The organism is Hyphomicrobium sp., assembly GCF_036833075.1.
Taxonomy (GTDB): Bacteria; Pseudomonadota; Alphaproteobacteria; order Rhizobiales; family Hyphomicrobiaceae; genus Hyphomicrobium_C.
The window spans coordinates 1-23,496 of sequence record NZ_DAITQL010000051.1 but is presented as its reverse complement, the minus strand read 5'-3'; the positions used below and the strand labels follow the sequence as shown (position 1 = coordinate 23,496).

22 protein-coding genes and 1 riboswitch are annotated in these 23,496 nt (G+C 67.0%); of the genes, 10 read left to right on the top strand and 12 right to left on the bottom strand.

Annotated features, from left to right (window positions below; all coding sequences use genetic code 11):
- Positions 1-227: 227 nt before the first annotated feature.
- Positions 228-306, top strand: a riboswitch (SAM riboswitch).
- 68 nt (positions 307-374) lie between these two features.
- Both metX and metW read left to right on the top strand, forming a co-directional pair.
- Positions 375-1,586 carry a homoserine O-acetyltransferase MetX gene (metX, locus tag V7082_RS14485; RefSeq protein ID WP_334149718.1) on the top strand — a complete coding sequence of 404 codons (1,212 nt, stop codon included), beginning with the start codon at positions 375-377 and terminating at the stop codon, positions 1,584-1,586.
- On the top strand, positions 1,586-2,212 hold the full coding sequence (metW, locus tag V7082_RS14480) for a methionine biosynthesis protein MetW (protein WP_334149716.1): 627 nt from the start codon (positions 1,586-1,588) through the stop codon (positions 2,210-2,212). The genes metX and metW overlap by 1 nt, the downstream gene beginning before the upstream one ends.
- A gap of 369 nt (positions 2,213-2,581) precedes the next feature.
- On the opposite strand, the gene V7082_RS14475 is transcribed toward metW, so the two are convergent.
- Positions 2,582-3,295: a class I SAM-dependent methyltransferase gene (locus V7082_RS14475; RefSeq protein WP_334149714.1), complete on the bottom strand. Its 714-nt coding sequence runs from the start codon at positions 3,293-3,295 to the stop codon at positions 2,582-2,584.
- 125 nt (positions 3,296-3,420) lie between these two features.
- Between V7082_RS14475 and gloB the strand changes: the two genes are divergently transcribed.
- Positions 3,421-4,191 (top strand): hydroxyacylglutathione hydrolase, encoded by a 771-nt coding sequence (gene gloB, locus V7082_RS14470; protein WP_334149712.1) that lies wholly within the window; start codon positions 3,421-3,423, stop codon positions 4,189-4,191.
- Between the two features lie 251 nt (positions 4,192-4,442).
- Positions 4,443-6,419, top strand: coding sequence for an NYN domain-containing protein (locus V7082_RS14465; protein WP_334149710.1), 1,977 nt, complete (start codon positions 4,443-4,445; stop codon positions 6,417-6,419).
- Between the two features lie 253 nt (positions 6,420-6,672).
- Here V7082_RS14465 and phbB read toward each other — a convergent pair whose 3' ends face one another.
- Complete coding sequence (gene phbB, locus V7082_RS14460) at positions 6,673-7,401, bottom strand: acetoacetyl-CoA reductase (RefSeq protein ID WP_334149708.1); 729 nt, start codon at positions 7,399-7,401, stop codon at positions 6,673-6,675.
- A 153-nt stretch (positions 7,402-7,554) separates the two neighbouring features.
- On the bottom strand, positions 7,555-8,745 hold the full coding sequence (locus V7082_RS14455; RefSeq protein WP_334149706.1) for an acetyl-CoA C-acetyltransferase: 1,191 nt from the start codon (positions 8,743-8,745) through the stop codon (positions 7,555-7,557).
- A 234-nt stretch (positions 8,746-8,979) separates the two neighbouring features.
- On the opposite strand from V7082_RS14455, the gene phaR reads away from it, so the two are divergent.
- Positions 8,980-9,609 (top strand): polyhydroxyalkanoate synthesis repressor PhaR, encoded by a 630-nt coding sequence (gene phaR / locus V7082_RS14450; protein WP_334149704.1) that lies wholly within the window; start codon positions 8,980-8,982, stop codon positions 9,607-9,609.
- 9 nt (positions 9,610-9,618) lie between these two features.
- On the opposite strand, the gene V7082_RS14445 is transcribed toward phaR, so the two are convergent.
- The 4 genes from V7082_RS14445 to mtgA all read right to left on the bottom strand — a co-directional run bounded on the left by V7082_RS14445 (position 9,619) and on the right by mtgA (position 13,768).
- Complete coding sequence (locus tag V7082_RS14445; protein ID WP_334149702.1) at positions 9,619-10,893, bottom strand: bifunctional diguanylate cyclase/phosphodiesterase; 1,275 nt, start codon at positions 10,891-10,893, stop codon at positions 9,619-9,621.
- A 343-nt stretch (positions 10,894-11,236) separates the two neighbouring features.
- Positions 11,237-11,683 (bottom strand): hypothetical protein, encoded by a 447-nt coding sequence (locus tag V7082_RS14440; RefSeq protein WP_334149700.1) that lies wholly within the window; start codon positions 11,681-11,683, stop codon positions 11,237-11,239.
- Positions 11,684-11,839: 156 nt separating this feature from the next.
- Positions 11,840-12,025, bottom strand: coding sequence for a 50S ribosomal protein L32 (gene rpmF / locus V7082_RS14435; protein WP_334149698.1), 186 nt, complete (start codon positions 12,023-12,025; stop codon positions 11,840-11,842).
- Between the two features lie 225 nt (positions 12,026-12,250).
- The gene (gene mtgA / locus V7082_RS14430; RefSeq protein ID WP_334149696.1) at positions 12,251-13,768 is read right to left on the bottom strand and encodes a monofunctional biosynthetic peptidoglycan transglycosylase; all 1,518 of its coding nucleotides are present in this window, start codon (positions 13,766-13,768) and stop codon (positions 12,251-12,253) included.
- Between mtgA and V7082_RS14425 the strand changes: the two genes are divergently transcribed.
- The 4 genes from V7082_RS14425 (at position 13,740) to V7082_RS14410 (ending at position 17,676) form a co-directional block, all read left to right on the top strand.
- The gene (locus tag V7082_RS14425) at positions 13,740-14,744 is read left to right on the top strand and encodes a polyprenyl synthetase family protein (protein ID WP_334149695.1); all 1,005 of its coding nucleotides are present in this window, start codon (positions 13,740-13,742) and stop codon (positions 14,742-14,744) included. The genes mtgA and V7082_RS14425 overlap by 29 nt on opposite strands.
- A gap of 300 nt (positions 14,745-15,044) precedes the next feature.
- Positions 15,045-16,427 (top strand): ribosome biogenesis GTPase Der, encoded by a 1,383-nt coding sequence (der, locus tag V7082_RS14420; protein WP_334149693.1) that lies wholly within the window; start codon positions 15,045-15,047, stop codon positions 16,425-16,427.
- A 158-nt stretch (positions 16,428-16,585) separates the two neighbouring features.
- Positions 16,586-16,882: a hypothetical protein gene (locus V7082_RS14415; protein WP_334149691.1), complete on the top strand. Its 297-nt coding sequence runs from the start codon at positions 16,586-16,588 to the stop codon at positions 16,880-16,882.
- A 332-nt stretch (positions 16,883-17,214) separates the two neighbouring features.
- A complete protein-coding gene (locus tag V7082_RS14410; RefSeq protein ID WP_334149689.1) occupies positions 17,215-17,676 on the top strand; it encodes a DNA polymerase III subunit chi in 462 nt (153 codons plus the stop codon).
- A gap of 42 nt (positions 17,677-17,718) precedes the next feature.
- Here V7082_RS14410 and V7082_RS14405 read toward each other — a convergent pair whose 3' ends face one another.
- The 3 genes from V7082_RS14405 to argB are packed head-to-tail and all read right to left on the bottom strand — an operon-like array spanning position 17,719 to position 20,024.
- The gene (locus V7082_RS14405; protein WP_334149687.1) at positions 17,719-18,270 is read right to left on the bottom strand and encodes a four-helix bundle copper-binding protein; all 552 of its coding nucleotides are present in this window, start codon (positions 18,268-18,270) and stop codon (positions 17,719-17,721) included.
- Positions 18,263-19,063, bottom strand: a complete 801-nt coding sequence (locus tag V7082_RS14400) for a pyrimidine 5'-nucleotidase (protein WP_334149685.1) — start codon at positions 19,061-19,063, stop codon at positions 18,263-18,265. The genes V7082_RS14405 and V7082_RS14400 overlap by 8 nt, the downstream gene beginning before the upstream one ends.
- Position 19,064: 1 nt before the next feature.
- Entirely contained in the window at positions 19,065-20,024 is a 960-nt protein-coding gene (gene argB, locus V7082_RS14395; protein WP_334149683.1) for an acetylglutamate kinase, read from the bottom strand.
- Positions 20,025-20,321: 297 nt separating this feature from the next.
- Here argB and V7082_RS14390 point away from each other — a divergent pair, with 297 nt between their 5' ends.
- Complete coding sequence (locus tag V7082_RS14390) at positions 20,322-22,103, top strand: Clp protease N-terminal domain-containing protein (protein ID WP_334149681.1); 1,782 nt, start codon at positions 20,322-20,324, stop codon at positions 22,101-22,103.
- 132 nt (positions 22,104-22,235) lie between these two features.
- On the opposite strand, the gene yihA is transcribed toward V7082_RS14390, so the two are convergent.
- Complete coding sequence (yihA, locus tag V7082_RS14385; RefSeq protein WP_334149679.1) at positions 22,236-22,883, bottom strand: ribosome biogenesis GTP-binding protein YihA/YsxC; 648 nt, start codon at positions 22,881-22,883, stop codon at positions 22,236-22,238.
- On the bottom strand, positions 22,883-23,496 hold a 614-nt coding region (gene yidC, locus V7082_RS14380), incomplete at its 5' end, for a membrane protein insertase YidC (protein WP_334149677.1). The genes yihA and yidC, both read right to left, overlap by 1 nt.

Here is a 23,496-nt window from a genome sequence, read left to right as displayed (position 1 = left end):
CCCCGGGTGTGGCTTTCGGAACCTCGCCGCGGACGCGCACGGGCGGGGGAGCAAGCATCGCTGCCCGCCGGCCTTTCAGCATGGCCGCAAAGCCCTTGAAGGCCCGTTAACCGGGGCGCCAACCGGAGAGCAGGAGGGAGCGGAATGACGGGATTTGGGCCGCATGATCCAGCCTGCGGCGCGGAGCGGCCTTGACCGCGGCAGCGGAGCTCCGATATTGAGGGCTCGTTTTCCGTCGTGGTGATTTGGCCGGCCGGCTTGCAGCCACGTAAAACAACTCGCTAAATGGGCCGTCGTGCACCCGAAGCATATCGGTGGCCCGGTCTTGGGGCCGGTGTCGAACGCCCGCGAGACGCGGGCCGGGAGCAGGATGCATGGCCACGTCCATCGCGGCGTCCGGAGACCAGGACCGGGGTCAGGCGCAAGCCGCCGCGAGCACCCCGCACCGCTCCGAGACATTGAACCCTTCGAGCCCTTGCGTCGTCTTTCCCAACGACGCGCCCTTGCAGCTCGAATCCGGCCAGCTCCTCGCGCCCCTTACGATTGCCTACGAGACATACGGCACGCTCAACGCCCGGAAATCCAACGCCATCCTCGTCTGCCACGCGCTGACCGGAGACCAGTACGCCGCGAGCCACCACCCCATCACCGGCAAGCCCGGCTGGTGGGAGACGATGATCGGCCCCGGCAAGCCCATCGATACGGACCGCTTCTTCGTCGTCTGCCCGAACATTTTGGGCGGCTGCATGGGGTCCACGGGACCTGCGTCGCTGAACCCGAAGACGGGCAAGCCCTACGGCCTCGACTTTCCCGTGATCACCATCGGCGACATGGTCGACGCACAGGTGCGCCTCATCGACCATCTCGGCATCGACGAGCTCTTCTCGGTGATCGGTGGCTCCATGGGCGGCATGCAGGTGCTCGAATGGGCGGCCCGGCAGAAAAAGCGCGTGGCAACCGCCGTTCCGATCGCGGCCGCCCCCTGGCATTCGGCGCAGAACATCGCCTTCCACGAGGTCGGGCGCCAGGCCGTGATGGCCGATCCCGACTGGCGCGGCGGCAACTACTACGATGCCGGCGTCGTCCCGAAGAACGGCCTCTCGGTCGCGCGCATGGCAGCCCACATCACCTATCTCTCCGAAGAGGCCCTGCAGGGAAAGTTCGGCCGCAATCTTCAGGATCGCGCCGCCCGCTCGTTCTCGTTCGACGCCGACTTCAAGATCGAGAGCTACCTGCGTCACCAGGGCTCGACGTTCGTCGATCGCTTCGACGCCAACAGCTATCTCTACATCACGCGCGCGATGGACTACTTCGACCTCGAGACCGCGCACGGCGGCAAGCTCGCCAACGCCTTCGTCGGCACCGCGACGCAGTTCTGCGTCGTTTCCTTCACGAGCGACTGGCTCTATCCGACGCGGGACAGCAAGGTCATCGTCAACGCCCTGAATGCGGTGGCAGCCAACGTGTCGTTCGTCGAGATCGAGAGCGACAAAGGCCACGACGCCTTCCTGCTCGAGGAGCCGGAGTTTCACGCCACGGTCCGCGGCTTCCTCGGCGCGGCAGCGGCCAAGCGGGGGCTCGCCTGATGCAGAAAGCAGTTGCCGGCCAGCAGCGCGCCGACCACCTCCTGATCGCGGAGATGGTGACGCCGGGTTCGCGCGTACTCGACGTCGGCTGCGGCGACGGCGCGCTCCTGAAGCTCCTTGCCGAGACGAAAGGCGTCGACGGGCGCGGCGTCGAGCTCTCGCGCGAGAAGGTGAACCTGTGCGTGAAGAGCGGCCTCTCCGTCATCCAGGGCGATGCGGACAGCGACCTCAAGGACTATCCCGACGGGGCGTTCGACTTCGCGATCCTGTCCCTCACCATCCAGGCGACGCGCGATCCGAAGACGGTGCTCGCCAACCTGCTCCGCATCGGCAAGCACGCCATCGTCTCGTTCCCGAACTTCGGGCACTGGCGCGTTCGGGCCGCGTTGCTGCTCACGGGCCGCATGCCCGTGACGCCGAACCTGCCCGAGCCCTGGTATGCGACGGCGGATGCGCATCTCTGCACCATCAAGGACTTCGTGGACCTGGTGGCGCTCGTCGATGCCGAGGTCGAGGAGGCGGTGGCCTTCAACAGCCAGGGCAAGCGCCTGCCGATCCGGACCTCTCTGTCGCTGCAGAACCTGTTCGGCGAGAAAGCGGTCTTCAAGCTCCGCCGCCGCGCTTAGAGTCGTTCCGACTTCGGTGGAAACATGGTCATGCGAGCAATTGGCGTGTCTGGATCCCGGCCGTCCATGCGGAGCATGGCTCCGCCATGATGCCGGGATGACGTCATTTGTATGCAGGCGGGCTACGCAAACTCAACGTCACTCCGGCGAAGGCCGGAGTCCAGACGGGCTTGCGCATGTCGAACCGCTGTTTCCATCTGAAACGGAAACTCTCTAGACCATAATCACTTCAGGCCCATCAGCCTGAAGTGTGACTCATCAATCTTATCAAAGAGAGAGCGTGATCCCGATTCAATCAAGAATGATCATGCTCTAAACGGGCCGCGTCTTGTCGCGCTTCGAGCGAACCGCGCGCGACGAAGAGGGCGTTCACCGGATCGGCATCAGCACCCGCAGCGCTTTCGCGCGCGCGGGCTTGCCCCTGACCGGCGCCACCATCTCCTTGCGCGCCTCGACCAGCAGAACGCCGCCGAGCCCCGGCGAGAGCCGGCTCCCCACACGCTCCCACGCCGCGGCCGAGCGCACGACGATGCCGCGGTCGAACGGCGGCAGATGGAGCGCACTGTCGAACGTCGTCGGCGTGAAGAGGCATTGGTGCAGCAGATGCTCGAGTTGCGAGCGGCTGAAGGGACTGCCGTATCCGAACGGCGTCGTGTCGACGTGCGCCCACAGGCCGCGCCGGTTGGGGACCACAACCAGGAGGCGTCCCTCCGGCTTCAACACGCGCCACAGCTCGCGAAGCAGCGGCATCGCCTGCTCCGTCACCTCGAGGCAGTGCACGACGAGGAGGCGGTCGACGGAGTTGTCGCGCAAGGGAAGCTGATCCTCCTCGACCAGCGTCGACAGGACGGGCGTCGTCGAAGGCCACACGAGGACGCCCTGGCGGGCGGGCATCAGCGCACCGAGAGAGAGCGCCTCGCTCCGATAAGGCCCGAGGAAGGGCGTGCCGAACCCGAGGCTTGCAATCGTTTCGCCCACGACCGAGCCCCAGTGGGACCGGATACGGCGCGCCAGAAGCCGCCGGGCGATCTGGCCGAGCGGCGTTGCGTAAAAATCCCTCAGCGTGACGACATCGAGATGCATGCGCTCAGGAGGTCCGGAGGTTTTGCGGGTACATTTCGCCCGGCCGGCATTGAAATGGCAAGGGCGCGCGGCTAGCTTCCGGTTTGGATCCCGTCGGCACTGGAGCGGGCGGGTCACGGCGCACCATGGCCCAACCCGAAATTCATCAATTCCCCTGCCTCAAGGACAATTATGGCGTCCTTGTCCACGATGCGGAAGAGGGCGTCACGCTGTCGATCGATGCGCCGGACGCCGGCGCAGTCAAACGCGCGCTCGACGAGCGGGGCTGGACGCTCACCCACATTCTCGTCACCCACCACCACGCCGATCATACGGCGGGCATCCCGGCCCTCAAGAGCGAGACGCAGTGCACGGTCATAGGCCCCAGCGCCGAATCCGTCCGCATTCCGGGCCTCGACGCCGGCGTCGCGGAGCCCTGCTCGTTGCACCTCGGCAGCCTCGAGGCGAAAGTCCTCGACACGCCGGGGCACACCATGGGGCACATCGCCTATTGGATCCCCGCGGCCGGCGTCGCCTTCGTTGGCGACACGCTTTTTGCGATGGGCTGCGGACGGGTCCTCGAAGGCACGGCGGAGATGATGTGGGCGTCCCTGCAGAAGATCGCCGCCCTCCCGCCCGAGACACACCTTTACTGCGGGCACGAGTACACGGTGTCGAACGGCAAGTTCGGCGCCACCATCGAGCCCGGCAACGCACGCCTTGCCGAGCGTCTCGCCGAGGCCGAGGCCGCGCGCAGGGACGGCCGGCCGACCCTTCCGACCCGCGTCGACCTCGAGCACGAAACCAACGTGTTCCTGCGCGCGGCGACGCCCGCCATCCGCGCCCATGTGAACCTGCCGGACGGACCGGACTGGAAAGTTTTTGCCGCCCTGCGCGAGCGCAAGAACCGCTTCTGAAGCACGTGCGGGCTTTCGCAGCGCGTCGCGCCTCAGAGGGCAAGGCTCGACCGTCAAAACGACGACCGCAGGACCGGCGCCTGAGTTTTCCACCACTGATTGGCGGAGCAAAACCCGCTAAGTACTTTGTTATTGAACCACCTTCGAGCAATTCCTGGGGACCGGGTCCCCCCTGCGCTTGCCGCTCAAACACGACTCGTTAAGAGTGCGAGCCATTCGAGAAAAGCGTGCGCGCAGCGGGGGTTGCAAATATGAAGGTCGAGTCCGCCGGGACTGTTCTCAGTACGGTATTCGTCGATTACGACAACATCTACCTGTCGCTGAAGCGAAAGAACGAGGAAGCGGCCAAGCGGTTCGCCAAGGACGCCGGGCTGTGGCTGCGCGAGATCGAGAGCGGCCGGCTGATCACGCCGACCAACGGCGCGAGCTTCACGCTGCCGCGCCGCATCATCATGAGCCGCTGCTACGGCAATCCCGTTCCCCGCCGCAACGCGAGCGACAACTCGACCGACATGAACTCGTTTCCGTTCGTGCGCCATCACTTCCTGCGCGCGGGCTTCGAGGTCGTCGATTGCCCGCCGCTGACGGCGCAGCTCAAGAACTCCGCCGACATCCGCATGGTGATGGACGTGCGCGACGTGCTGAACCACGAGACGCGCTTCGACGAGTTCATCCTGCTGTCGGGAGACGCCGACTTCACGCCCGTCCTGCATCGCCTGCGCGCCCACGCCCGTCGCACGGTCGTGTTCGCCAACGACCACACGGCCCAGCCCTATACCGCGATCAGCGACGGCGAGGTCCGCGAGGCCGACCTTATCGCCTTGCTGCTCGAAGGCCGCGTCGACCAGGAGGTGAAGTCGGGCGGCGCGTTGCGCGAGCCGACGACTGCCGACCTCGAAGGAATGCAAAAGTCGATCGTCGCCGAGGTGGTCGGCAGCGTACGCTCCGCCGGCCAGCCCGTGCCGCTCGAATCGCTGGCCGACCGCGCCGTGCGCGCCCTCGGCCATGAGAAGACGGTCGGATCCGGCTGGGCCGGCGCCGGGAGCTTCCGCGATCTCCTGGCGCGCGCGCTGCCGAAGGACATCAAGCTCACCGACCAGCCTCCGTATTTCGCCTACGAGCCGACGCGCCAGATCGCGCGCGAGATCGAGGCGCGTCCCGAGATCCGCTCCGAGCCGCAGATCCCGCGCGAGCGCCGCACCGAGGCCGCCGAGCCGCGTTACGAGCAGCGCTTCGAGGCGAGCCCGCCGCCGCCCGCCGCGGAGCCCCGGACCGAATACGCGCGTGAGCGCCGTCCCGAGTACGAGCCTCCGTATGCGCCGCGTGGGGCGGAGCATCCGGCACCCCGCTACGACGAGGCGCGCTATGCGCCGCGCGAGGAGCGGAGCGAGCAAGCCGCCCCGCCTGCGCCCGCCCGCACGCCGCTTCCGCCCCGGCAGGAGCCCCAGCCGCAGGCCTATGGGCAGTCCGGCTTCTTCGCGCCGCCCCCGGATCGCGCGATCGGCATGCCGCCCGCCGCGCGCAGCCCCGAGCCGGCGGCCCCGGCGGCGCATGCTCCGCCGCCGGGCTACGGCACGCCCTTGGCTCCGGCTCCCGAAGCGCCTGCCCGTCCGCCGCGCCAGAGCGCGCCTCCGCCCGCGCGCGCATCGGCCGATCACGCCTCGCAGATCCAGCAGTCCATTGCGCGCATCCACGAGGCGTGCCAAGCCCCGCCGCTCGCGCCGCCCGAGTACCGCGTCCTGTTCGAGGTGATGGCGGAAGAGATCACGACCAACAACCTCTCCGGCCAGCAGACGCTGACCAACATCGTCGAGCGTGCACGCGACATGGGGCTCGAGGTGCGGCGCGACGACGTGCGCTTCGTTCTCGAGGTGGTGGGCGAGCCCGATCCCTGGTTCGAGCAGGGCGCCTCCGCCAACCTGTTCGCCAGCCGCTTCCGCAATTTCGTGGTGGCACGGTGCCGTCAGCAGGGGCTCAACCTCTCCGCGGACGAGATCGACCTGATCGACGCCTGGTTCGGTGGCGCACCGGCTTCGCAGCGCGCGGCGGCGAGTAAGACGCCACCGTCGCAATCACGCCCGATCGCACCGCCGCCGCAGGGCTATGGCGCACCGCCACCCCAGCAGAATGACCGCTGGCCGGCGCAGGATCAGCGTCAAGCCGCTCCGTTCGGCGCCGAGGCCGACGAGGAGTTTCCACGCATCGTCCGCTCCCGCATCCGCGGCTAGCCGCACGCAAGCAATGATCTGAAGAAGAAGCCGGCGGTCTCGATGAGACCGCCGGCTTCTTCTTTTTTCACTGTGTCTGGATCCTGGCCTTCGCCGGGATGACGTTTGATTGTATCCGCACCGATTGCCTCAACACGACGTCACACCGGCGAAGGCTGGTGCCCAGACACGTATCCGCAGCGCCTCACGAAACGAGAAGGCCGCGGAGGATTTTCCTCCGCGGCCTTTCTGTAAGAGCAACGGTCCTTGCAGATTAAAGTGCGATGTAATGGCCGCCGTTGATGTCGAAGCACGCTCCCGTGATGAAGCCCGCCTCGTCTGCCGCCACGAAGGTCACGGCGCGCGCGATCTCATCTGCCTCGCCGACACGGCCCACCGGAATCTGCGGAAGGATTTTGCTCTCCATGACTTCCTTCGGCACGGCGGCGACCATCTCGGTGTTGATGTAGCCGGGCGCGATGGTGTTGACGGTGATGCCCTTGGCGGCCGTCTCGAAAGCGAGCGCCTTGGTGAAGCCGTGCATGCCGGCCTTGGCGGCCGAGTAGTTGGTCTGGCCCATCTGGCCCTTGCGGCCGTTGATCGACGAGATGTTGATGATGCGGCCGAAATTGCGGGCGCGCATGGAGTCGATGACGAGGCGGCTCATGTTGAAGACGGAATCGAGGTCGACGCTAATCACCTCGCGCCACTGCTGCGGCGTCATCTTGTGCAGCATCGCGTCGCGCGTGATGCCGGCGTTGTTGACCAGAACATCGATCGGACCCAGCGCCTTCGTCACTTCGGCGACGCCCTTCGCGCAGGCGTCGTAGTCGCCGACGTTCCACTTGTAGACGGGAATTCCCGTCTCGACCTGGAACTGCTGGGCGGCTGCGTCGTTTCCGGCGTAATTCGCGGCGACGCGATAACCCTTGTTCTTGAGTGCGATGGAGATGGCGTGGCCAATGCCCCGCGTACCCCCGGTAACCACAGCGACTCGCGTCATGAGTGAAATCTCCCTAGAGCCGGATTCTGTTTGATTGTGGGAAGGACCTAGCGCCCAGCACACGATGCGGGGAGCCTGCAAAATGTAACAGTGCAAATGGGTGGGAAGCTCCCTCCCCAAGCGAGTGGGGAGGGAGCAGGAAGCGGAAAGCCGTCAGTCGCGGGCGAGACACATGGCGACACCCATGCCGCCGCCGATGCAGAGCGTGGCGAGACCCTTCTTGGCATCGCGGCGCTGCATCTCGTAGAGCAGCGTCGTCAGGATGCGCGCGCCCGAGGCCCCGATCGGATGGCCGATGGCGATCGCGCCGCCGTTGACGTTGACCTTGTCGGTATCCCAGCCGAGCCCCTTGTTGACCGAGATCGCCTGGGAGGCGAACGCCTCGTTGGCCTCAATGAGATCAAGATCCTCGATCTTCCAGCCGGCCTTCTCCAGCGCCTTCTTCGAGGCGGGGATCGGCCCCGTGCCCATGATCGACGGATCGACGCCCGCCGTCGCCCACGACACGATGCGCGCGAGCGGCTTCACGCCGCGCTTCTTGGCCTCCTCGGCCGTCATCAGCACCACCGCGGCGGCGCCGTCATTGATGCCGGACGCGTTGGCCGCGGTCACCGAGCCTTCTTTGGGATCGAAAGCGGGCCGGAGCTTGGAGATGCCCTCCGCCGTCACGCCCTCCTTGATGTATTCGTCGGTGTCAACGACCACGTCGCCCTTCCGGCCCTTGATCGTGACCGGGGCGATCTCGTCCTTGAACTTGCCGGCCTTGCGCGCGGCCTCGGCCTTGTTCTGCGAGGCGGCGGCGAAAGCATCCTGCTCGGCGCGCGTGATCTGCCACTGCTTGGCAACGTTCTCGGCCGTGGTCCCCATGTGATAGTTGTTGAACGCATCCCACAGCCCGTCCTTGACCATAGTGTCGACGAACTTGACGTCGCCCATCTTCGTGCCGTCGCGCATATGGGACGCATGCGCGGAGCGGCTCATGCTCTCCTGTCCGCCCGCGACGACGATGGTGGCATCGCCGCTCTGGATCTGCTGGGCGCCGAGCGCCACCGCCCGGAGGCCCGAGCCGCAGATCTGGTTCACGCTCCAGGCCGGCGCATCGACAGGAATGCCAGCCGCGACTGAAGCCTGGCGGGCCGGGCCCTGGCCCTGAGCGGCCGTGAGAACCTGTCCGAGGATGACCTCGGACACGTCGCCGGGCTGCACGCCGGCGCGCGCGAGGGCGGCGGTGATGGCGACTTTGCCAAGCTCGTGGGCGGGCAGGCTGGCGAGCGATCCGTTGAACGATCCGACGGGCGTTCTGGCAGCGCTGGCAATGACAATGGTCGTGCTATCCGCACTCATACGTGCTTCCTCCTCGGGGCAATCAGTGGCGTTTCTTCGCCTTGAGCGGGGCCCTGCTTTTGATATGCATCAAAGGCACGACCCCAAATTACGATAGCAGGTGCTGAACGCTGCCCGCAACTTGGCTCTTGGCTGGGAAGTTGGCTTGGCAGCTATGCAGTTAGCTCTGGCCGCCCACGCAAAGCCTGTGCTACGATGCCGCAGTGCAACGAGGTTAGTTTGATGGCTCAGCCAATGCTCAACAAATCTGACGTACAAGCCGACAAGAAAGAGGCGGTCGTCATCAAGAAGTACGCCAACCGGCGCCTCTACAATACCGAGACCAGCACCTACGTGACGCTGGACGACTTGGCGCAGATGGTTCGCAACGACAAGGATTTCGTAGTCTACGACGCCAAATCCGGCGACGACCTTACGCATGCCGTTCTCACTCAGATTATCGTCGAGCAGGAGAGCCGCGAGGGCGGGCAGACGCTTCTTCCCATCCCGTTCCTGCGCCAGCTCATCCGTTTCTACGACGACAACATCGGCACCATGGTGCCGAGCTACCTCCAGTTCAGCCTCGAGAACCTCGTCAAGGAGCAGGAGAAGTTCCGCTCCATGTTCGCGAGCGCCTTCGCCAACCCCGCGGCCGCCTTCGAGGCCTACCAGGACCAGGCGCGCAAGAACATGGCGATGTTCGAGCAGGCGATGGCGATGTGGACGTCCTTCGGCGGCGCGGCAAAACAGGGCAAGATCCCTGACGCGGCGGCGCAGCCGTCCTCCGCAGGCGCGGAAGCGCCCAAGGGCGAGATCGACGAGCTCAAAGCCCAGCTGACCGTCATGCAGGAACGCATCGACCGCCTCGCCAAAGACCGCGAGTAGGGACGCACCTCAGAGCGCCCCTTTTTCCTTGAGTTCTTCGACGGGCGCGGGGTGTCCGTAGAGGAACCCCTGAAGGTAGGTGACGCCGGTCTCTGCAAGGAACGCGGCGCTCGCTTCGTCGCTCACCCACTCCGCGACCGTCTCGAGCCCGAGCCCGGTCGCCATCTCGATCATCGCTTTGACGAGCACGCGCGCCTGCGCATCCCGCGCCAGGTTGGCGATGAGCCCGCCGTCGATCTTGAGCATGTCGACGGTGAGCAGCCGCAAGTGCCGGAACGACGTATAGCCCGCGCCGAAATCGTCGATGGCGATCCGGCATCCGAGGCCGCGCAAGCGGCCGAAGAAAACGGCCGCCCCGTCGAAGTCGTGGATCATCGCCGTTTCCGTCATCTCGACGATCAGGCGTGCGGGAATGTCGGGCCGGCCCCGCGCGAAAGCCTGCAGGACCGCGATCCAGTCCTCATCGCCCACCGTCAGGCTGGAGATGTTGACGGAAAGGTTGAGCCCCCGGCTCTCCGCGAGCAGCGCCAGTCCGAGCTCGAGCGCCCGCCTGTCGACCAGCCGCACGAGGCCCAGCTTTTCCGTATCCTCGATGAAGTCCGAGGCCGGGATCATGACGCCATCTTGCCGGCGCAGCCGAAGAAGCCCCTCGTAGAAGGCAACCGTGTGATCGCGCGTCCGGACGACGGGCTGCAGCATGAGCAGCATGCGCCCGTCCTCGATCGCCCCCATCACCGAGCTCGAGACGGCCTGCTCGCGCAGGAGCGCACGCTCCGCTGCGAGCTCCGGCGTGTAGGCGACAAAGGCTCCGGGAGGCTGCTTTGCAAGCTCGAGGGCATTGAGCGCGCCTTGGATGGCGGCGCTGACGGTGTGAGCATGCAACGGAATGACGACCCCGCCGGCCGAGATCGTGGCCGCCATGGGGCCTGCGGAGGTCGAGAGGGTCGCGGCTCCGACCAGCGCGATCAACCGTTCCGCCGTATCACGCAGCGCAGCCGGATCGCAGTCGTCGATGATGATCGCAAAGGCGTTCGACCCATACCGCCCGATGGTATCGGCCTCCTTGAGGCTCGATTTCAGGAGGCGGCCCGCCGCGGCGATGATGTCGTCGCCGACATCGACACCGAGCTGCGTGTTGACGGCCCCCAGCGCATTGACCGAGACGGCGAGCAGACCCGCGGGCCGCTGCGTGCGCTCGCTCCGGCGCAACGCGGCGCCGAGCGCTTCGAAGAGCCGGATCCGGTTGAGCAAAGCGGGATCGGGATCCGACACGGCCCAGGTCATGACCTAGTCCGATCGACCGCACGCACGCCCATTGACGGGCGGGCGCCGCCGCATCGCCCCAGCGAGCGACGGGGCGTCCGTTGCAGGACGCGACATCGGATCCGCCGGAAGGGATCCAATTCGAGGGCAAGCCATCTGCGGACCCAAAAAATTCGGACGTGAGCTAGCTCCGGCTGCCATTCCGGAGCGCCCGATCCCGGGATCCTATCAGACATTCGACCCTGACGCAGCAAATCGCGACGCGCGATCCCCGAAGGGGACCGGGCGCCGCGACGGTACTGGACGGAAGACACCCCGCTTCGGTTTTTCTCGGTCCGAAGCGCGGTTCCGATTTGGATGAGGCTTAGAGGTCGGAGTTGCCGAACCCGATGTCGCGGCGTGCAACGCGGATGCCGATGGTGAATCCAGCAATGACATCGATCAGGAACGAGACCAGTACCAGGAAGAAGACCGACGTTGCCGCCTGCGGAACGATGATGAACTCGACCAGCGCCGCGATGAAGATGAGCATCGACAGGCCATGGTCAATCAGCGAGGACGTGGAGGTGTAGGTCGCCTTGAGAAGCTCGATGAACAGCACGACCAGCGCCACGACGAGCACCAGGTCGCCCCAGGTAAACGCCCAATGCGCACCGCTGATCATGGGAACGCTGAAGATTTCGCCCGCGAGCAGCTCGCGCGCCGCCGCCGCGCCATCTCCCGCCTCGACGCTCGACGAGCCCGAGAAGAGAATGAGGACGTTGTAGAGAACGAAGACAAGGAACGTGAACGGGATAGCTCTCAGTGACATGGGCGGTCTCTCCTGATGGCCAAGCGTCAGCCTCGTACTCCATCCTCCGAGAGATTGCGAGGGACGACAAGCAAAACGACGGCTCCCACCGGGGAACCGTCGTTCATCTGGCTACAGGCAGAAGAGGCCGGATCGATGACGATCCCGGCCGCCGTCTCACGCGTCGGACTTCGGCGCGAGAATCTGACGGCCGCGATACTTGCCGGTCTTGAGATCGATGTGGTGCGGACGGCGGCGCTCGCCGCTCTCCTTGTCCTCGACATAGGCCGGCGCCGACAGCGCATCGTGCGACTGACGCTGCCCCTTCTTCATGGGCGAGGTCTTTTTCCTTGGAACAGCCATGGGTTAACTCCAATGATCGCAGCGCCGCACACGGGCGCGCGGAAGGTCTCGGTGGTGTGAATGGGTGAGGGCCCGGCTTTGGCCCATCCCGGCGGCTGACCGCTCGATCGGCCGCCGCAGGCTCCAAAACCAAAGATCGCGGCCTTATAGCGGCAAACGCCGACCGGCGCCAGATCATTTTGGGCAGGCAGCAAGCCGTGGAAAAAGCACACACTTCCGCGGATCTCAAGGCGGCCCGAAATTGAGCGTGGGGGCCCAGTCGTCGGCCGCGGGCGCCTTCTTGCGGACCTGGGGCTTCGGCGCCGCCGCCTTGGGCGGCGCCGCTTTGCGCAGCGTCCGTGGCCGCCCGACCGTCGCCGGGGCGGCCACGGGCGGCGCCGCCGCCTGAGAGGCCACGCACGAGGCCACCGCCCCGTACGCGCGCACGCGGGATTGGACGACGCGCGCCTTGGCGGAGGTGAGCTGGCTCGGCGCGCCCGCATTGCGCAAGACGGGATTGGGCAGCACGGCCGCCAGAAGCGCCGCCTCCCGCTCACCGAGCCGCGCGGCCGGTTTGCCGAAATGATGCCGCGCCGCCGCCTCGGCGCCGAACACGCCGGGACCCCACTCCGCAATATTGAGATAGACCTCGAGGATCCGGCTCTTGGGCCAGACGAGCTCCATGTAGAGGGTGAGCGGGATCTCGATCACCTTGCGCACGTAGCTTTTCGCATTCCAGAGGAAGAGGTTCTTGATCACCTGCATGGAGATGGTGCTGGCCCCGCGCGGCGTGCCGCGCGACGCGCGCTCGATGGCCTCCCGGATGGCGGCCGTATCGATGCCGCTGTGCTCGCAGAAGCGTCCGTCCTCCGACACGATCACGGCCCGCACCAGATTGCGGGAGATGGATTCGAGCGGCACCCACGTGCGGTCGATCTGCGTCCCGGTGAGGACCTGCGTCAGCATCAGCATCGAGCCCGGCGGATTGACGAAGCGGAAGAGCGGGATGAGCATCAGCACGAGCGCGAGATAGCCGCCGGCCGCATAGGCGACGTAGCGCACGACCGTCCGCAGGCGGGCGCCCCAAGGGCTCGCCTGCCACCGGGAGCGGGGCGCGAGGGCCGGCTCCGGACGCGGCGCGATGTCGGGCGCAACCGGACGCAAAACGCAAGCCGAGGAATCGAAACGGCGTCCGATCGTGATGAGATGCGGCTCCTCCTCGATGTCGGGCGGGCGAAAGAGACCCTGCGCCGCCGTCGTGAACAGGGCGCGGTCCGCTTCGCCCGCAGGCGCCTCGTCGGCGGGCGCTTCGCCTGTGGACGCGTCGTGGGAAGGCGTGTCTCGCACCGTTGCGGAGACGCACGCGTGGTCGGCGGCCGGGCCCTCGGCGGACGGCGGCGGACCGGCCGACGGCGCTTCAGCCAGGGCATCGGCAATCGCCGTACGCCAAAGATCGGGATTGACAGGATTGGGATTGGGATCGGCGGGAAGAGCCGCCGCGGCCGTCGCATCCGCTTCGCCGGCATCGGAAGCGTCCGCCTGAGGCACGTCGACGGGCGAGGATGTCACGTCATGCTCAGGCGAGGCCCCGTCGCGCAACGGATTGTCGCGCTCGGAAACGAGAGCGGAGGTGGACGGCGCGTCGTCGGTGGTCACGGAGCGCTCGGGATCTCGTGTTGCAGGCCCCCCCTCCGAGCGGGAGCCGTCGGAGGGCGGCACCTCCTCGGGTGCCCCGATGTCCTCCCGGATGTCCTTATCCGCCACGAATGCTATATCCCGCGCCACACGCCACGCCCCAAAGATAAGTCTAGGTACTTCCTCAATGACATTCGCGCAAAGGCTCGATTGGATCAGACGGCTAACGGACAACCGTCTGGATGCGCTCCTGTGCGCAAAAAAAGAGCCATCTGAAGAGGATGGTCCGCCCTCCCGTCGGTTAACGGACGCCATCGGCCATGCGACGCTCGGGGGCGGAAAAAGGTTCCGTCCATTTCTTGTCGTCGAGAGTGCGGCTCTTTTCGGGCTGTCCGAGAGCGAAGCTCTGGAGACGGCGGCCGCCGTCGAATGCGTGCATTGCTATTCGCTGGCGCACGACGATCTTCCGGCCATGGACAACGATGCGCTGCGCCGCGGACAGCCGACGGTGTGGAAAGCCTTCGACGAATGGACCGCCATCCTCGCCGGCGATGCGCTGCTGACGGTCGCCTTCGAGATCCTGAGCGGGCCAGCCACGCATCCGGACGCCGGGGTTCGGCTGGAGCTGATCGCGGGCCTCGCAAAAGCCGCCGGACCGAACGGCATGGTCGGCGGGCAGGCGCTCGACCTCGAAGCCGAGCGCCTCACCCGCTCCGCGCCGCTGACGCTCGCGGAGATCCGCCGCCTGCAACGGCTGAAGACCGGCGCCTTGATCACGTTCTCGGCCGAAGCCGGTGCCATCCTGGGGCGCGCGGACGCAGCTGAGCGTCGCGCCGTGCGCGACTACGGCACGACGCTCGGCCTGGCCTTCCAGATCGCCGACGACCTCCTGGACGCCGAAGGCGACGCGGAGACCGTCGGCAAGGCGGTGAGCAAGGATGCGGCGGCGGGCAAGGCCACGTTGGTGTCGCTGATGGGGGTCGAGGCGGCGCGCGCGGAGCTGCGGCGCGTCGAGCAGGCCGCGGTCGACGCGCTGCGCCCCTTCGGGCCCCGCGCCGGAACGCTGATCGAGGCCGCCCGCTTCGTCGCCAGCCGCAACCGTTAAGGACATTCGCTAGTGCCCTCGGGAATGCACACCACCCTGTCCTCCCCCATCATGCCGAAGGCATGTCTCCGACATGACGTGGGGGACACTAGCGCATGTTCAAATCATACGGACGCGGTCGGCGTGATTCACGCTACCTGTTCCTCCCCCCTTGTGGGGGAGGCTAGGAGGGGGGGATTGCAGACCATCAGCCGTAGGGGTTTCCCCCACCCCTAACCCCTCCCCACAAGGGGGAGGGGACCGCGCTTTGCATTTCCGCGGAATTCGGGCCATAAGCCGCCGTTAACGCGAGCAAACGAGATGACCCCCAAGATCGCCATCGTCGGCCGCCCCAACGTGGGCAAGTCGACCCTGTTCAACCGTCTGACCGGCACGCGCGCCGCGCTCGTCTCCGACTTGCCGGGGCTCACGCGCGACCGCAAGGAGGGCGAGGCGGAGCTTGGCGGCCATCCGATCACCATCATCGACACCGCCGGCCTCGAGGTTGCCGCGAAGGGCTCGATCGCCGATCGCATGCGCCAGCAGACGGAAGCTGCCATCGGGCTCGCCGACCTCGTGCTGTTCGTCATCGACGCGCGCGACGGCGTGACCGCGACCGACGAGACGTTCGCGCGCACCGTGCGCGCATCGGGCCGCCCCGTCGTGCTGATCGCCAACAAGTGCGAAGGCCGCTCCTCGGACGAGGGCTTCTACGAAGCCTTCAAGCTCGGGCTCGGCGAGCCGGTTGCCATTTCGGCCGAGCACGGCCTCGGCCTTGGCGATCTCGAGCGCGACGCGCTAGCCGCCCTCGGCCTCAAGCCGAAGCCGAGGGCGAAGCCCGGCGACGGCGGATCCGAGAGCGAGGAGGACACCGGCGCCACCGAGCGGCCTCTGCGCGTCGCCATCGTCGGCCGTCCCAACGCCGGCAAGTCGACGCTCGTCAACGCCATCCTCGGCGAGGATCGCATGATCACGGGTCCCGAGCCGGGGCTGACGCGCGACACCGTGGCGAGCGACATCGCCTGGCAGGGCCGCACCATCCGGCTGTTCGACACCGCGGGCCTGCGCCGCAAGGCCAAGGTGACCGAGCTCGCCGAGAAGCTCTCCACCAGCGACACCGTGCGCGCCATCCGCTTCGCCGAGGTCGTCGTGCTGCTGCTCGACGCCGAGCGCGGCATCGAGCACCAGGACCTGAGCATCGGCGACCTCGTGACGGAGGAAGGCCGCGCCATCGTCATCGCCCTCAACAAGTGGGACCTCGTCGAGAGCAAGCAGCAGGCTCTGAAGGAGCTTCTGCGGAAGATCGCCGAGGGCCTGGCACAGGTTCCGGGCGTCGCCGTGATCCCGATCTCGGCCGCGAGCGAGAAGGGCCTCGACAAGCTTCTGCGCGCGATCGTCACCGCCTCCGAGGTCTGGAACCGGCGCGTTCCGACCCATGAGCTGAACCGCTGGCTGGGGGAGGCGCTCGCGCGCCACGCGCCGCCCGCGCCCTCCGGCCGCCGTCTCAAGATCCGCTACATGACCCAGCCGTCGACGCGCCCGCCGACATTCGTCGCCTTCTGCTCGCGCCCCGACGCGCTGCCCAAGACCTATCAGAAATACCTTCTCAACAGTCTGCGCAACACGTTCGACCTGCCGGGGGTCCCGATCCGCTTGAACCTGCGCGGCGGCGACAATCCGTTCGCGCCCAAGCGCCGCGGATAAGCGGCACGTCAGACAAAAGAGTGCCGCGGATAACGCAGCGCACCAGACAACAGAGCCCTGAGATGAAACCGTCTGGTGCTGCCGTACGTGAAAAGATACGCTCGCGGCCGGGGATCATGCCGATCGAGAGCGTCGAGAAACAAAAAAAGGATTGCGTGATGTCCAAGGCCTCTTGCCTCGCCCCCGAAAACACCGTTGCGCGCCTCGCATGGCCGCTGGCGACGGCGGCTGCCGTGCTGGCCATGCTCACCGTCGAGGCGGCAGCCTATAGCAAGAAGGTGGAGAACGCCTGCCGGGCCGATTACAACACCCACTGTCCGGCCTACAAGGTCGGCTCGGCTGCCCTGCGCAACTGCATCGAGCTCGCAGGCAAGCGAGGCAACCTGAGCAAGGGATGCTTCGACGCGCTCGTCGATGCGGGGCTGGTGCCGAGGAAGTATCTCAAGCGGCGCTGATCGCAGCGGGAACCAGAATCGCAGCGGGCGGGAGTCCGGCAGCGAACCCGAAGATGCTGCTGAACGTCACCGCCCGCACGGGCGTCACCCAAGATGGCGCCGCACCGGACTTGCACAGATAGGCGAGCGTCTCGATAACATCAAGCCCCCTAGGGAAACATTTCCGGATGCACGGTGCGTTTGCATGGCATCGCGGGGCCGGTCGTTGCCCGCTATAGCGTGATCGTTTTTGATTGAATCGGGATCACGCTCTCTCTTCGATGAGACCGATGAATCGCACTTCATGCTGATAGGCATCATGGTCTAGGTTGCGGCGCATCGGGAGACGCTCCATGGCCGACACCACCACGGAAGTGCTGTTCTACCACCTCGAGCGCACGCCGCTCGAGCGGGTGTTGCCGGCGTTGCTCGAGCGCACGTTGGAGCGCGGCTGGCGCGCGGTCGTGCAATCCGGCAGCGCCGAACGGCTCGAAGCCCTCGACCTTGCGCTCTGGACCTACAGCGACGCGAGCTTTCTCCCGCACGGCACCGCGCGCGACGGCGATCCCGTCCGCCAGCCGGTCTATCTCACCACGGGAGACGAAACGCCGAACGGCGCCGGCGTGCGCTTCCTCGTCGATGGTGCGGAGATGAGCGTCTTCACCGGCTTCGTGCGCATCGTCTGCCTGTTCGACGGCCGCGACCCCGAGGCGACCGCCAAGGCGCGCGCGCAATGGAAAGCCGCCAAGGCTGCCGACTGCGCCGTCACCTACTGGCGCCAGTCCGACAGCGGCCGCTGGGAGAAGCAGGGGTGATGGGCTCTCCCAGCAGGTCTGGCGTCGGTGAAGGAGGCCGCGTCAGGCGTCGGTGAGCTTGCGGCTTTCCTTGACGAAGCGAGCGCAGGAGTCGGCGCACGCCTTGCACACGGCGTGATGGGCTTCGTGTTTTCGGCACACCTTCTCGCAATCGGCACAGATGTCGGCGCAGAGCTTGGCGACGTCCTTGAGCCGCGGCGCATCGAGCGCGGCCAGGCGGGCGACGGCCGCGCACATCGGCATCATCGCGAGGACGCTTTTGAGGCATTCGGCGAGCGACGTATCGCCCTTCGCCAGCGAGGCGATACAGTGGGCGACGCAGGCTTCGGCTTTCGCAACGCAGTCCATCGCGCTGTCGATCACGGCCTGATGCTGCGTGTCGGGCTTGTGGCCGCCGTGGTCATGACCGGCAGGGTCGTGGCCCTCATGGTCGTGAGGGCTGTGGTCGGCGTGCGGATCCTGCGCCAGCACCGTGGCGGACGTGGCAGCCAGGGCGGAGACGCCGGCAATGGTCGCACCGCTGAGAGCGATGGCCGACCGGCGACTCACGATCATGGGGTGGGATGGGCCGGCGGCCTCTGTCGTTTCACGCATCAGGTGCTTCTCCTTCTTCGAGGTCCATCGATTTGTGGGCCGCATCGCGACGCATTTCAAGGAACCCTGTCAGATCCAGCGTCATATGGTGGATATGGTCGGGCAGCTCGGTCCAGCTCTTCATCTGCTCCTGGATCGGGTGATCGATATAGCCCGAATGCACGAGCACCGTCGTCATGCCGAGGTCGTGCGGTGCGGCGAGGTTCATCGGCATGTCCTCGAACATGGCGGCCGTCTCCGCCGCCACGCCGTGACGGCGGATCATGCGTCGGAACGCGTCCGCCTCGGGCTTGGGCACGTAATCGCAGGCCGCGATATCGCAGATATCCTCGAAGAGATCGAGCACGCCGAGCTTGTCGGCGACCCGCTCCGCATGGCGCCGCGAGCCGTTCGTATAGATTAGCCGCCGCCCCGGGAGCGCCGCCACCGCAGCGCGAAGCGCCGGCGCCTCCCTGACCACCGAGAGATCGATGTCGTGCACGTAGGCCAGGAATTCCGCCGGATCGAGCTTGTGCACCGCCATCAGGCCGGCGAGCGTCGTTCCGAACTGGCGATAGTAGGTCTTCTGCAGGTGCCGGGCGTGCGCATACGGCACGCCGAGGTAGCGGGCAACGAACGCGCCCATGCGGTGATCGACCTGGGCGAAGAGGTTGCACTCGGCGGGATAGAGCGTGTTGTCGAGATCGAAGATCCAGGCATCGGTCCGCGCAAACCCGCGCGCCGGAGCGCCCGCGCGCGGCGCAAGAAGCCTGGGCGCTGCCCGATCGGCCGTGATCTTGCGCTCTGCGCTCATCTCATGCGCCCGGCTTCGGCTTTGGCTTGCGCCGGCCGACAAGGGTGCCCGCGCCGTGATCGGTAAGGAGCTCGAGCAGCACGCTGTGCGGCACCTTTCCATTGATGATGACGACGGCCTCGACGCCGGCCTCCACCACCTCGATGCAGCCCTCGATCTTGGGGATCATGCCGCCGGTGATGGTGCCGTTGCGGATCAGCTCCTGCGCTTCCCCGATCGTGAGGTCGGCGATCAGGCGGCCGTCCTTGTCGAGCACGCCTTCGACGTCCGTGAGCAGAAGCAGGCGCTTGGCCTGCATCCGCGCGGCGAGTGCGGAGGCGAACGTATCGGCATTGATGTTGAGGGTCTCCCCCTCGGTCGAGAGGCCGATCGGCGCGATGACCGGAATGAGGTCCGACTTCGAAATCACGTCGACGATGTGGGGATTGACGTGCAGCGGATCGCCGACATAGCCGATATCGACATCCTTCATCTCGCTGCTGACGGGATCCGGCATCTGCGTGATCTTGCGCGCGATCATCAGGTTGGCATCCTTTCCGCAGATGCCGACGGCCTTGCCGCCCTGCCTGTTGATCGCCGACACGATGTCCTTGTTGATGCGCCCGGCGAGCACCATCTCGACCACCTCGACGGTCGGCTTGTCGGTGACGCGCAGCCCGTTGACGAACTCGGACGTGATCTCGAGCTTTTTGAGCATGGTGGCGATCTGCGGCCCGCCGCCGTGCACGACGATGGGGTTCACGCCCGATTGCTTGAGATAGACGATATCCTTGGCGAAGGCATCCGAGAGGGCTGCATCGCCCATGGCATGGCCGCCGAACTTGATGACCACGGTCTGCTCGTCGTAGCGCAGCATGTTGGGCAGCGCTTCCGCCAGGATGCGCGCCTGCACGTGGGCTGAAATCTCCTTCGGATCGATCTTGCCCTGGGCTGCCCCGGACGTGTCGGTCGCCTTCGCCATGATGCCTTGCGATCCCTGCTGCCGCGGTTGGACGGACGTCACTCAGGCGGCGGAGCGCTCAGGGGCCCCAACCGCCACGGCGAGCACATATAACCTGTGGAGTGTCCGCTCAACGGAATTCCCACACATTCGCGCGCCAAGATTACCCGTTGAGTTCTCGGGCTTTGCGGTTCAACCTAGCCGCGACCCTCATCATAACGTCATATCCCGCAAGAGAGATTCGACCACGACGCGGGAGCGCGGGGTCCGGACCGGACCCGCGTCCCGAGAGGCGGGGTGGCCTCGAGAGGAACCTGGATGACGACCATGATCGTCGACGATCTCGGCAGAATTCCCATGTCGCCCTATCTGACGGCGACACTGACCCGTGCCGCCGACTATGCGACGGCCCAGTCGCACCGCGAGGTGACGCTGGAGCATCTGCTGCTCGCCCTCGCCGAGGACCCGGAGGCGACCGTCGTCCTCAAGTCCAGCCACATCGATCTCGCGCGGCTCACCGCCGAGGTTTCCGAGTTCCTCGGCCGCTCCGAGGACCATATCGATCCCGAGGGCGGCCAGACCGTCGCCATCTCGGCCGACCTGCGCCGCATCCTCGAGGCGGCGGCCGCAGCCGCGAAACAGGGCCGCCGGCGCGAGATCAACGGCGCCATCGTGCTGGCCGCCATCGTCGGCGACGGCAAGAGCGCGGCCGCCCACCTGCTGCGCGTGCAGGGTCTGACCTTCGAGGAGGCGATCCGGGCGCTCCAGCGCGCAGCTCCCCCTGCGCCCCAGCCGCCACAACCGGCACCAGCCACGCCCCATCCGGCACCGGCCCCTCCGCGCCCTGCGCCGCCGCCCCCTTCATATCCCGCACCACCGCCGCAGCCGGACCACGAGCCCGAGCGCGAGGAGGCCGAGCCGCGTCCAAGACCCGACTTCGGAGCGCCCCCGCCTCCCGATCTGACCCGCCCGGCGAGCACCGAGGAAATCCTGGCTTCGGCCCGCGAGCGGCTGCAGCCGCGCCCAACGGACATGGGACGCGCCGACGTGGAGCATCCGGACGTTGGACATCCGGACATGGGGCGTCCGGACATGGGGCAGCCCGACATGGAACGCCCGGATGAGGCAGAGCGGCCGGAGAGACCGCCATCACCGCTCACGCGCACCAACTATCCCGATCTCGGCGGCCCGCCGCAGCCGGCGCCGATGGCTCCCCGCGAGCCGCCGTTCGAGCGCGAGCCCCCGGCATCGGAACACGCCGCCGAGCACCCCTCGGACGGCCTCCCCTCGCTCACGGCCGAGCGCCCCGGCGCCGTCCCGGCCCCCCGTCATGAGCGGGATGCCGCGTCATGGCCGATCCCCTCTTCGCCCCCCGGGACGGGCGCTCATCCCCTCCCGCCATCCGAGCCGCAACCACCGCCGAATACGGCCGCCGGCACACGCTGGCACACGCCTGCCTCCGCCACGCCGGCCCCCGCCGCAACGGGCAACGCCAGCCCGCCCGCGGACCGCCGCCGCGCCGCGCCGTCCGGCCCCTTCGTCGGCTCGTGGCCGCTGATCGAATCCGGCCAGCTCATCGAGAACATCCCGCGGCGCATGCGCGTTGGCGTGCCGGTCGTGGCCGAGGCCCGCATCGCGCGCGCCGACGTCAAGGCGCTGGCGGAAGGCCTGCAGGGCGGCGGCGCGGCCTTCCGCCATGAGGTCGTGGTCACGAAGGCGATGTCGGTGCGCCTGCGCGCGCCCGACGGCGGGTTCACGATCGAGAACCGCTCGCCCGAGACGCAATGGATCGAGAACGTGCTCGGCTTCGGCAGCGACGACTTCGCGAGCTGGCGCTGGACGGTCACGCCGCGCGCGCGCGGCCGGCGTCCGTTGCAGCTGATCGTCTCGGCGCGCACCGTCGGCGCCGACGGCATGACGGCGGAGACCGCGTTGCCGGACCAGATCGTGGACGTCAAGGTGTCGATCAACTACGCGCGCACCGCCGCCCGCTGGATCGGCTGGATCGCCGCGGCCGTGATCGGCGGCCTCCTGGCCAAGTTCGGCGAGACCGGTTGGGTCATCGCACAGCTCCTGATCGCCAAGCATCTCGGCGGCTGAGCCGCGCGCGAGCTTCGCCGTCTGGCAATCCAGATACGTCCGCGGCGCAAGAGTAGGCTGGCGCGGTGATGAATGGGTAGGGGAAAGCGAAACGAGCGCTGTTTGCGGCTTCGCCAGGCAGCCCCCTGCGCCTCAATCCCTGAGCAGCGCCGCCAGCGTCGCGCGCAGCTCCGGAATGCCGGCTCCGGTCTCGGACGACGTCGCGAGCACTATCGGAAACGCGGCCGGATGGTTCTTGATCGCCTGGCCCGTCGCCGCAAAGACGGCGTCGAGCGCCGGCACGTTGATCTTGTCGGCCTTCGTCAGCACGATCTGGTAGGGGACCGCGGTCGTGTCGAGCATTGTCATGATCTCGCGGTCGGGCGGCTTGATCCCGTGCCGGCTGTCGACGAGAACGAACGCGCGGCGCAACGTCGGCCGGCCGGCGAGATAGGCGCGGATCAGCGCCGTCCACGTCTCGACCTTGTCCTTCGGTGCCTTGGCGAATCCATAGCCCGGCATGTCGACGAGATAGAGCGGATCGTCCGCCGGCGCGAAGAAGTTGAGCTCCTGCGTGCGCCCCGGCGTGTTGGAGGTGCGCGCCAGAGAGCCGTTGCGCACCATGGCGTTGATGAGGCTCGACTTGCCGACGTTGGAGCGTCCGGCGAAGGCGACCTCGCACCATCCGTCCGCCGGCAGCCCGTCGAGCGCCACCACGCCCTTGACGAAGCGCCAGGGCCTGGCGACGAGCCGCTCCCCCGCCGCGAGATCCTCGGGGCTGAAGAGAGCCGCGCCGGTCATCACTTGGTTTCGGTCTTGGATGAGGTCTTGCTGAGACCGAGCAGGCGCCCGATCGGCGCCAACGTGCGCTTGATGTTGTCGAGGAGATGGAAGTCCGCGCCCTGCTTGTGCGAGATGTACGACTGCTGCGCGATCGACAGCACGTTGTTCCAGGCCCAGTAGATGACGAGGCCGGCCGGGAATGCTGCGAGCAGGAACGTGAACAGCAGCGGCATGAACGAGAAGATCTGCTGCTGGATCGGATCCGGCTGCGGCGGGTTGAGCTGCATCTGGACCCACATCGTGAGGCCCATGATGATCGGCCACGCGCCGATGTGCAGGAACTCCGGCACCGCGAACGGCAGGAGGCCGAACAGGTTGAAGATCGACGTCGGGTCCGCTGCCGAGAGGTCGCGGATCCAGCCGAAGAACGGCGCATGCCGCATGTCGATCGAGACGAACAGCACCTTGTAGAGGGCAAAGAAGACCGGGATCTGCACCAGGATCGGCAGGCAGCCGGCCAGCGGATTGATCTTCTCCTTCTGGTAGAGCGCCATCAGCTCCTGCTGCTGCTTGGCCTTGTCGTCCTTGTAGCGCTCGCGAAGCTGCTCCATCTGCGGCTGCAGCTTCTTCA

What these genes read in the sequence shown, in the direction of transcription:
- V7082_RS14410 (WP_334149689.1), top strand. Translation starts at nt 17,215, where the DNA reads ATGGCCGACACCACCACGGAAGTGCTGTTCTACCACCTCGAGCGCACG.
- phaR (WP_334149704.1), top strand. Translation starts at nt 8,980, where the DNA reads ATGCTCAACAAATCTGACGTACAAGCCGACAAGAAAGAGGCGGTCGTC.
- argB (WP_334149683.1), bottom strand. Translation starts at nt 20,024, where the DNA reads ATGGCGAAGGCGACCGACACGTCCGGGGCAGCCCAGGGCAAGATCGAT.
- V7082_RS14455 (WP_334149706.1), bottom strand. Translation starts at nt 8,745, where the DNA reads ATGAGTGCGGATAGCACGACCATTGTCATTGCCAGCGCTGCCAGAACG.
- V7082_RS14445 (WP_334149702.1), bottom strand. Translation starts at nt 10,893, where the DNA reads ATGACCTGGGCCGTGTCGGATCCCGATCCCGCTTTGCTCAACCGGATC.
- metX (WP_334149718.1), top strand. Translation starts at nt 375, where the DNA reads ATGGCCACGTCCATCGCGGCGTCCGGAGACCAGGACCGGGGTCAGGCG.
- V7082_RS14400 (WP_334149685.1), bottom strand. Translation starts at nt 19,063, where the DNA reads ATGAGCGCAGAGCGCAAGATCACGGCCGATCGGGCAGCGCCCAGGCTT.
- V7082_RS14390 (WP_334149681.1), top strand. Translation starts at nt 20,322, where the DNA reads ATGACGACCATGATCGTCGACGATCTCGGCAGAATTCCCATGTCGCCC.
- V7082_RS14425 (WP_334149695.1), top strand. Translation starts at nt 13,740, where the DNA reads ATGTCCTCCCGGATGTCCTTATCCGCCACGAATGCTATATCCCGCGCC.
- metW (WP_334149716.1), top strand. Translation starts at nt 1,586, where the DNA reads ATGCAGAAAGCAGTTGCCGGCCAGCAGCGCGCCGACCACCTCCTGATC.
- rpmF (WP_334149698.1), bottom strand. Translation starts at nt 12,025, where the DNA reads ATGGCTGTTCCAAGGAAAAAGACCTCGCCCATGAAGAAGGGGCAGCGT.
- phbB (WP_334149708.1), bottom strand. Translation starts at nt 7,401, where the DNA reads ATGACGCGAGTCGCTGTGGTTACCGGGGGTACGCGGGGCATTGGCCAC.
- V7082_RS14475 (WP_334149714.1), bottom strand. Translation starts at nt 3,295, where the DNA reads ATGCATCTCGATGTCGTCACGCTGAGGGATTTTTACGCAACGCCGCTC.
- gloB (WP_334149712.1), top strand. Translation starts at nt 3,421, where the DNA reads ATGGCCCAACCCGAAATTCATCAATTCCCCTGCCTCAAGGACAATTAT.
- V7082_RS14405 (WP_334149687.1), bottom strand. Translation starts at nt 18,270, where the DNA reads ATGCGTGAAACGACAGAGGCCGCCGGCCCATCCCACCCCATGATCGTG.
- V7082_RS14415 (WP_334149691.1), top strand. Translation starts at nt 16,586, where the DNA reads ATGTCCAAGGCCTCTTGCCTCGCCCCCGAAAACACCGTTGCGCGCCTC.
- yihA (WP_334149679.1), bottom strand. Translation starts at nt 22,883, where the DNA reads ATGACCGGCGCGGCTCTCTTCAGCCCCGAGGATCTCGCGGCGGGGGAG.
- V7082_RS14465 (WP_334149710.1), top strand. Translation starts at nt 4,443, where the DNA reads ATGAAGGTCGAGTCCGCCGGGACTGTTCTCAGTACGGTATTCGTCGAT.
- V7082_RS14440 (WP_334149700.1), bottom strand. Translation starts at nt 11,683, where the DNA reads ATGTCACTGAGAGCTATCCCGTTCACGTTCCTTGTCTTCGTTCTCTAC.
- der (WP_334149693.1), top strand. Translation starts at nt 15,045, where the DNA reads ATGACCCCCAAGATCGCCATCGTCGGCCGCCCCAACGTGGGCAAGTCG.